Source organism: Mycobacterium sp. E1715, assembly GCF_001667625.1.
Taxonomy (GTDB): Bacteria; Actinomycetota; Actinomycetes; order Mycobacteriales; family Mycobacteriaceae; genus Mycobacterium.
On sequence record NZ_LZJJ01000515.1, the window covers coordinates 42,556 to 49,735 of the forward strand.

Annotated in this window: 4 protein-coding genes; 1 reads left to right on the forward strand and 3 read right to left on the reverse strand. The window is 69.4% G+C overall.

Annotated elements, in window-relative coordinates; genetic code table 11:
• Nucleotides 1-46: 46 nt before the first annotated feature.
• From uvrB to A9X03_RS25365, 3 genes are all read right to left on the reverse strand, one after another.
• Complete coding sequence (gene uvrB / locus A9X03_RS25355) at nt 47-2,206, reverse strand: excinuclease ABC subunit UvrB (protein ID WP_067754825.1); 2,160 nt, start codon at nt 2,204-2,206, stop codon at nt 47-49.
• Between the two features lie 76 nt (nt 2,207-2,282).
• Entirely contained in the window at nt 2,283-2,777 is a 495-nt protein-coding gene (locus tag A9X03_RS25360) for a hypothetical protein (protein ID WP_068263555.1), read from the reverse strand.
• Between the two features lie 143 nt (nt 2,778-2,920).
• Nucleotides 2,921-4,966: a serine/threonine-protein kinase gene (locus tag A9X03_RS25365; RefSeq protein ID WP_068263557.1), complete on the reverse strand. Its 2,046-nt coding sequence runs from the start codon at nt 4,964-4,966 to the stop codon at nt 2,921-2,923.
• A 296-nt stretch (nt 4,967-5,262) separates the two neighbouring features.
• Between A9X03_RS25365 and A9X03_RS25370 the strand changes: the two genes are divergently transcribed.
• Nucleotides 5,263-7,180, forward strand: a 1,918-nt coding sequence (locus A9X03_RS25370; RefSeq protein ID WP_082974573.1) for an FHA domain-containing protein, incomplete at its 3' end; no start/stop codon positions are given.

Sequence of the window (7,180 nt, forward strand, 5' to 3'; positions counted from 1 at the left end):
ATGGGGTGCCTCAGGGGTGCAAATCGGAGATGCGCTGCCAGCAAACTCATTTCAGGCCGGCGGCGTCCATCCCCCGCAGTTCCTTCTTCAGGTCGGCGATCTCGTCGCGGAAGCGCGCGGCCAGCTCGAACTGCAGGTCCCGCGCGGCGGCCATCATCTGCTCGGTGAGGTCCTTGATCAGGTCGGCCAATTCGGCGCGCGGCATGCTGGTCGTGTCGCGGCCCTCGAAGACCCCGGCGCTGACGGCGCGGCCCGGTTCGCCCTGGGCGCGCCGGCCCCGGGAGGAGTTGCGGCCGGACCCGCCGACCCCCACCGTTTCCGTGTCGTCGGCCTCGCGATAGACCTGGTCGAGGATGTCGGCGATCTTCTTGCGCAGCGGCTGCGGGTCGATGCCGTGGGCCTCGTTGTAGGCGATCTGCTTGGCCCGCCGCCGTTCGGTCTCGTCAATCGCCTCTTTCATCGAGTCGGTGATCGAGTCCGCGTACATGTGCACTTCGCCGGAGACGTTGCGGGCTGCGCGGCCGATGGTCTGGATCAGGCTGCGCGAGGACCGCAGGAAGCCCTCCTTGTCGGCGTCCAGGATCGCCACCAGCGAGACCTCGGGGAGGTCCAGGCCCTCGCGGAGCAGGTTGATGCCGACGAGCACGTCGTAGTCCCCCAGCCGCAGCTGGCGCAGCAGTTCCACCCGGCGCAGCGTGTCGACCTCGGAGTGCAGATAGCGCACCCGGATGCCCATCTCCAGCAGGTAATCGGTGAGGTCCTCGGCCATCTTCTTGGTCAGCGTGGTGACCAGCACCCGCTCGTCGGCGTCGGTGCGCTTGCGGATCTCCCCGATCAGGTCGTCGATCTGCCCCTTGGTGGGCTTGACCACCACCTTCGGGTCCACCAGGCCGGTCGGCCGGATGACCTGCTCGACGAACTCGCCGCCGGCCTGGCTCAGCTCGTAGGGGCCCGGGGTGGCCGACAGGTACACCGTCTGCCCGATCCGGTCGGCGAACTCCTCCCAGGTCAGCGGGCGGTTGTCGCACGCCGACGGCAGCCGGAACCCGTACTCGACCAGGTTGCGCTTGCGGGACATGTCGCCCTCGTACATCCCGCCGATCTGCGGCACCGTGACGTGCGACTCGTCGATGACCAGCAGAAAATCCTCGGGGAAGTAGTCGAGCAGGGTCGCCGGGGGCGAGCCGGGGCCGCGGCCGTCGATGTGGCGCGAGTAGTTCTCGATGCCCGAGCAGAAGCCGACCTGGCGCATCATCTCGATGTCGTAGTTGGTGCGCATGCGCAGCCGCTGCGCCTCCAGCAGCTTGCCCTGGCCCTCCAGCTCGGCCAGCCGCTGCGCCAGCTCCTCCTCGATAGTCGAGATCGCATGGGCCATCCGCTCCGGACCGGCGACGTAGTGGGTGGCCGGGAAGATCCGCAGCGAGTCGACCTGGCGGATCACGTCGCCGGTCAGCGGGTGCAGGTAGTACAGCGCCTCGATCTCGTCGCCGAAGAACTCGATGCGCACCGCCAGCTCTTCGTAGGACGGGATGATCTCGACCGTGTCGCCGCGCACCCGGAACGAGCCCCGGGTGAAGGACAGGTCGTTGCGGGTGTACTGCACGTCGACCAGCAACCGCAGCAGCGCGTCGCGGGGCACCTCGGTGCCGACGCTGAGTTCCACGGAGCGGTCCAGGTACGACTGCGGGGTGCCCAGGCCGTAGATGCACGACACCGAGGCCACCACGACCACGTCGCGCCGCGAGAGCAGCGACGACGTCGCGGAGTGCCGCAGCCGCTCCACGTCGTCGTTGATCGAGCTGTCCTTCTCGATGTAGGTGTCGGTCTGGGCGATGTACGCCTCCGGCTGGTAGTAGTCGTAGTACGAGACGAAGTACTCGACCGCGTTGTGCGGCAACATCTCTCGCAACTCGTTGGCAAGCTGGGCGGCCAGCGTCTTGTTCGGCGCCATGACCAGCGTGGGCCGTTGCAGCCGCTCGATGAGCCAGGCGGTGGTGGCCGACTTCCCGGTACCGGTGGCGCCGAGCAACACCACGTCGCGCTCGCCCGCCCGGATGCGGCGTTCCAGCTCGTCGATGGCGGCCGGCTGGTCGCCGGCGGGCGCGTGCGGGCTGACGACCTCGAAGTGGCCGCCGACGCGCACGACCTCGTCGACCGCGCGGTATTCCGAATGTGCGACTACGGGATGTTCCGTGGCGAAAGCCATGCCACCAGGTTAGAACCGCGCACCGACAAGTGTCGCGGAGCCGGCGTCAGGCAGCCCTCTGACCAGGCCATTGCGCTCAGAGCGGATTGCCGTATCGACGGGGCTGCGGGGCGGGCCGGCTCTCGCCCCTTCTGGGATTGGGCGGCCGGGATCGGTTCGATGGGGTGCACCGACACGCCTCAGGGATGCTTGATGGCCGCGCCGGGAGGCCTTCGCCCGGGCAGCCGAACCACCAAATGGTGTCCGGCTCGCCCGGCCCGCCAAGAGACGAGGAGGGCTGGTTCTCCTCGAAATCGAGCAGATAGTAGTAGAGCACCGCCTCGTCCAAGTTCGGCCACGGGGCGGGGTCGATGATTGACTCCCTGGTGTCGCGGGCCAGTCCCCAAATTCTGTCCGACGGTGGCGCCGCGTACACCAGGTACATCATCGGCCCATCGGTCCACGCGTGGGAGACCAGATAGGGGTTGCTACGCCTGCTGTTCTCGAAGTCGATATGGCGCAACAATTTCCGCAGCACATCAGCGGCAAACTGCACTTCAGCGTCGTCGGCGTCAGGCGGTGGGCGCACCATTGTTCCGACCTCCTCTGGTCAGTCAACGCGCCGGGGCCCGCCACGTCCTTCACACGAGTGCCGGCTTAAGGACAACACGATTCTGGAACGTGATAGCGCTGGTGATATCAAATCCGACGGTCACCTATTGGTCCGGACACGCACTACCCCACCGGACGGGTCCACGTCCGCGTGACGGGATCGCACTGCAAGAGGTAGCCGTCGTTGGAGGTGGTCATGGCGAACACCGAGGTGCCAGGCCGGTCGCATGAACTGCCGGAGGCGTGCACGCCCATCGTGATCGGTGCCTTGGCCCAGCTGTTGCCCTCGCAGACGATCTGCTCGCTGTTGGTCGGGTCGTAGGCCAGCTTGCCGACGTCGCCGCACACCGCGCCGAGCACGGGCGGCGCCGGGGCGGCGGCCGCCGTCGACGTGGCGACGGCCTCCGCGGGGTCGCCCAGGTTGACCCCGGCGGGCGCGTCGCCGACCCGGGTGGCCACCACCGGCACCCGCACCACCGCGCCCTGCGCGCCACACTCGTTGGTCAGCACGGTCTCCGTCACCGTGCCGCGCAGGGTGCCGTCGGCCTGCGGGGCCAGCGACCACGCCAGCGTCTCCTGCTGGGTCGCCTTGGCCTGGGAGTTGGGCGGCGTGCAGTCCATCCGTTCCTGCTGCGGCGCGCCCTGCCAGTAGCCGCCGACGAAGTGCAGCGTGTCCGTCGGGCCGCTCGCAGTCTGGTGGGTCGCGTTGTCCAGCCGGGCGCCGGTGGCCGCGCAGCCGTTCGTGGTGCACCCGGAGCGGAAGGCCCACCAGCCGGTGGCAGGGCCGTCGTGGCGGATCGCGACGCCGTTGGTGGTCCGCTTGCCCTGGTCGTAGTCCAGCCGATAGCTGCCGGAGAGCGTCGGCCCCCCGGACCTCGCGGGCGCCGGGACGGACGGTTTCGACGCGAGCGTCGGGCTGGCGGGTGGGGTGTCCGGCTCGAACGAGTACAGGACCGACCAGGTGGCGGCCACGGCGATCAGCATCGCGCACAACAGCCCGACCGCCCATCGCGTCCGCGCCGAGAACCGGTGGTTCATCGCGGCGAGGGCGGCGCGGGGGCCGTTGCGCGGCGGCGTGGTCACGGTGGTGCGGGCCCGGGCGCGCGGGCCGGCCTCCGCCACGTCGTCGCAGCGCTCGCCGACGGCGGCCGCGAACGCGCGGCACCGCTCGAAACGGTCCTCGGGTTCTTTCGCGAGGGCCTTGCGGAACGCCTCGTCCAGATGCGCCAGCTCCGGGCGGTAATCGCTGAGGCGGGGCGGCTCTTCGTGCAGGTGCTGGCTGATCACCGCGATCGGATTCGAATGCTGGAACGGCGGCGCTCCGGTGAGCAGGTGGAAAGCCGTTGCGGCCAAGGCGTATTGGTCCGCCCGGCCGTCGATGTTGGATCCCGTCAACTGTTCCGGCGCGGCGTAGGCCACCGTTCCCACCGCGACATTGGTCTCGGTGATCCCGCTGATGTCGCCGAGGTGACGCGCGACGCCGAAGTCCGCCAACAGGATTCGGCGTTCACCATCGTCCGGATGGGTGAGCAGGATGTTCGCCGGTTTCACGTCGCGGTGCAGCAGCCCGCGGTCGTGGGCGTAGTCGAGGGCCCCCGCGACAGCCTGGACGATCGCGCACACCTCACCGACCGGCATCCCGTCGGGGTAGCGCTCCTTCACCAGCCGGGAGGCGTCGGTGCCCTCGACGTAATCCATGGAAATCCAGAGGTGACCGTTGAATTCGCCGCGGTCGTGCACGCCGACGATGTGGGGATGCCACAACGTCGCGGCCAGATCCGCCTCGCGGTTGAACCTTTCACGGAACTCCGGATCGGCGGTGACCGCTTCCGCAAGAACCTTGATGACGTCGCGACGCGGCAACCGGGGATGCAGCGCCAGGTACACCTCGGCCATGCCCCCGGCGCCCAGCTGGCGCAGGATCGTGTAGCCGGCGAAGGGTGCCCCGCTGGAGATCGACAGGCGGGCACCGTCGGCCTCCGCGGGGCGCTCCTCGGGCTCCGCGTTCGGGCTCGAACTGATCGGCGGGATGCGGCGAAACAGCTGGGCGATGGTGACCGCGGGCAACGACTGAAATCCCGCGCGCAGGGCGGCACGGGCCTCCCGCGGGTTGCTCAGCAGCCGCCGCCCGGCGCCGATGCGCCGGGTAGTCCCCTTGTCGTCATCCATCTGCCGCCTCGCCCCCTCGTCGTTTGGACCCCGGCGTGCCGCAACCTGACACGGCGCGCACTGCCTCGGGCACATGCATCGCGATTGAGCCTCGCTTCACCTCGGCGTTCCAGCCGGCACGACGATGTGCCCGGCGCGCCCGGAAACAGACCTCCCCTTCCGTTCAGATCATGCCGGACCGCGGTAGGGGCTTCGTCTCAGCGAGCTATGAAACGGCTATGAGTCGCCGCTTCGACACATAGCCAAATCACAGGCGGTCCCAATAGAGACCACTCACCGCGCGCACCGATACTTGAATGGTGACTCGACCCGCCCCGCCCATCCTGACGATTCGGCACGACGGGTCCCAACGATCCTTCGCGGCCGGCCACGAGGTGGTCGTCGGCCGCGACACCGAGGCCGACGTGCGCATTCCCGATCCCCGGATTTCGCGCGCCCACCTGATCCTGCGTTTCGACCAGGGCCGGTGGCTGGCAATCGACAACGGCTCGCTGAACGGGACCTATCTCAACGGCTACCGGATGCCGGTCATCGATGTCCACGACGGCCAGACCATTCACGTCGGCAACCCGCGGGGACCGCGCCTGACCTTCGCCGTCGGGCCGCAGCAGGGTTATACCGACCGCCCGGGCCGGACCCGCCCGGGTCCGCAGGCCGGGCCGCCGACGCTGGCCTGGTCCGCGCTGCCCGAGCAGCAAACGAATCCGACCCGTCCGCCGCGGCCCGCGACAACCCGGCCGCCGGCCGCGCGCCCGAATTCCCCGGTCCGCCAGCCTGTTCCACCGCCCCGGCAGGCGCCGCCGCCGCCGCGGCCACGGGGCACACCGCCCGCGGAACGGACCGTCGTGCACGCGGGGAAGCCACAGGCGGGGTCGACGCCGCCGGCCGAACTCACCGTGGTCGACGCGAAGACGGCCGACGTGTCCAACCTCGCGACGCGCTTTGTGAAGTTGCTCTCGCCGCGCTCGTCGGCGGCCGCGGGCACCCCGGGCGCCATGACGATCGGGCGCGCCGCGGAGAGCGACATCGTGGTCTCCGACGTGCTGGCCTCACGTCAGCACGCCACGTTGGTGCAGACGCCGCTGGGCACCGAGATCCGGGACAACAGCATCAACGGGACCTTCGTCAACGGCACCCGGGTCGGGTCGGCCATCCTGTCCGACGACGACGTCGTCACCATCGGCAATGTCGACCTCGTTTTCCGCGGCGGCACCCTGACCAAGCGCAGCGAGGCCGAGACCCGCACCGGCGGGCTCGAGGTGCGCAACGTCAACTACGTCGTCGACGGCGGCAAACAACTGCTGGACGAGATCTCGCTGATCGCGCGACCCGGAACGCTGACCGCCGTGATCGGCGGGTCGGGCGCCGGGAAGAGCACCCTGGCCAGGCTGATCGCCGGCTACACCACTCCCAGTTCGGGCTCGGTCACGTTCGAGGGCCACGACATTCACGCCGAATACGCGTCGTTGCGCAGCCGCATCGGCATGGTCCCGCAGGACGACGTGGTGCACCGGCAGCTGACCATCAACCAGGCGCTCGGCTACGCCGCCGAGCTGCGGCTGCCGCCCGACACCAGCAAATCCGACCGGGCGAAGGTCGTCGCGCAGGTCCTCGACGAACTGGACCTGACCAAGCACGCCGACACCCGGGTGGACAAGCTGTCCGGCGGTCAGCGCAAACGCGCGTCGGTGGCCCTCGAGCTGCTCACCGGCCCGTCGCTGCTGATCCTCGACGAGCCGACCTCCGGCCTGGACCCGGCGCTCGACCACCAGGTCATGACGATGCTGCGGCAGCTGGCCGACGCCGGCCGGGTGGTGATCGTGGTGACGCACATGCTGTCCTACCTCGACACCTGCGACCAGCTGCTGCTGGTGGCCCCGGGCGGCAAGACGGCCTACTGCGGCCCGCCCGACCGCATCGGTGCGGCGATGGGCACCACCAACTGGGCCAAGATCTTCACCAAGGTGGGCGCCGATCCCGAGGAGGCCAACCGGCGCTTCCTCGAGCAGCGTGACGCCGAGAAGCGGCCGCAGAAACTGTTGCCGGACAAGGCGGACGAGCCGGGCGCCCTGGGCGAACCGGTGCACACCAGTGTGCGGCGCCAGATTTCGACGGTCGCCCGAAGGCAGATCCGCCTGGTCGTCGCCGACCGCGCCTATTTCATCTTCCTGGCGCTGTTGCCGTTCATCTTGGGTTCGCTGTCGCTGACGGTTC

What these genes read in the sequence shown, in the direction of transcription:
- uvrB (WP_067754825.1), bottom strand. Translation starts at nt 2,206, where the DNA reads ATGGCTTTCGCCACGGAACATCCCGTAGTCGCACATTCGGAATACCGC.
- A9X03_RS25360 (WP_068263555.1), bottom strand. Translation starts at nt 2,777, where the DNA reads ATGGTGCGCCCACCGCCTGACGCCGACGACGCTGAAGTGCAGTTTGCC.
- A9X03_RS25365 (WP_068263557.1), bottom strand. Translation starts at nt 4,966, where the DNA reads ATGGATGACGACAAGGGGACTACCCGGCGCATCGGCGCCGGGCGGCGG.